General features: G+C 61.6%; 2 protein-coding genes. One reads left to right on the top strand and one right to left on the bottom strand.

The window, feature by feature from the left end; all coding sequences use genetic code 11:
• Nucleotides 1–1,112 (top strand): potassium-transporting ATPase subunit KdpB (gene kdpB / locus T432_RS09025; RefSeq protein ID WP_028884791.1); only part of this gene is annotated, 1,112 nt, incomplete at its 5' end.
• A 10-nt stretch (nt 1,113–1,122) separates the two neighbouring features.
• Here kdpB and T432_RS09030 read toward each other — a convergent pair.
• Nucleotides 1,123–1,372 (bottom strand): hypothetical protein (locus tag T432_RS09030; protein WP_028884792.1); only part of this gene is annotated, 250 nt, incomplete at its 5' end.

Here is a 1,372-nt window from a genome sequence, read left to right on the forward strand (position 1 = left end):
CCGGCACCATCACCATCGGCAACCGCATGGCGACGAAGTTTCACCCGCTGCCCGGCGTGACCGAAGCGGAACTGGCCAAAGCCGCCCTGCTGAGCAGCCTCGCTGACCCCACGCCCGAGGGCAAAAGCATCGTCGCACTCGCTCGGCAACTCGGCGTGGACGCGCCCGAACCCGCCGGCGCCGAGTTCATCGAATTCACCGCCCAGACCCGCATGAGCGGCGTGGATTTTCCCGGCACCTCCATCCGCAAGGGCGCGGGCAGCCGCATCTCGGCGCTGGCGCAGGAGCGCGGGGGCCAGCTGCCGCCCGAACTTGCCGCCATCACCGACGAGGTGTCGCGGCAGGGGGCCACGCCGCTCACCGTCATCGAAAACGACCGACTGCTGGGCGTGGTAGCACTCTCCGACATCATCAAACCCGGTATCCGCGAGCGCTTCGAGCAGCTGCGGCGCATGGGCCTGCGTACCGTCATGATTACCGGCGACAACCCGCTGACCGCCGAGGCGATTGCCAAAGAGGCCGGTGTGGACGGCTTTCTGGCAGAGGCCACGCCCGAAGACAAGATGGAGATGATCAAGCAGGAGCAGGCGAGCGGCAAGCTGGTCGCCATGATGGGCGACGGCACCAACGACGCCCCGGCGCTGGCGCAGGCCGACGTGGGCCTCGCCATGAACTCCGGCACCCAGGCCGCCAAGGAAGCCGGCAACATGGTGGATTTGGACAGCGACCCCACCAAGCTGCTGGAAGTGGTGGAAATCGGCAAAGGCCTGCTGATTACCCGCGGCGCCCTGACCACTTTTTCCATCGCCAACGACGTCGCCAAGTACTTCGCCATCTTGCCCGCGCTGTTCGTGACGGCTTACCCGCAACTCGGCGTGCTGAACGTGATGGGCCTGCACTCGCCCACCAGTGCCGTGCTGAGCGCCGTGATTTTCAACGCGCTGATTATCCCGGTGCTGATTCCGCTGGCCCTGCGGGGCGTGCCGTACCAGCCGATGAGCGCTGGAGCCCTGCTCAACCGCAACCTGCTGGTGTACGGCGGCGGCGGCATCCTGGTGCCCTTTATCGCCATCAAATTGATCGATTTGTTGATCGGTGGATTGATGTCATGAGGCGTTTATGTCAGTTCTCGTTACGAAGAGAAATTCCTGTCCAAATGGCTGCTCCACACATGACTATGAAAGGGAAAATGAATTGTCTTACATCTAAACTCTTTGCCAAAGCCATTAACAGTAGGCCTACCAAAATTAGTAGAACCACTCCAGTCATGATAATAGCAACTTGTGCCTTCCGGGTTGGAGCCATTACATGAGCTACGAAAACCGGTGCTGCACCCGACGCTGCATTTGCAACAAGGAAAATCCACCAGCTT

Origin of the sequence: Taylorella asinigenitalis ATCC 700933, assembly GCF_000687755.1 — a bacterium.
GTDB classification, from domain to species: Bacteria; Pseudomonadota; Gammaproteobacteria; order Burkholderiales; family Burkholderiaceae_B; genus Taylorella; species Taylorella asinigenitalis.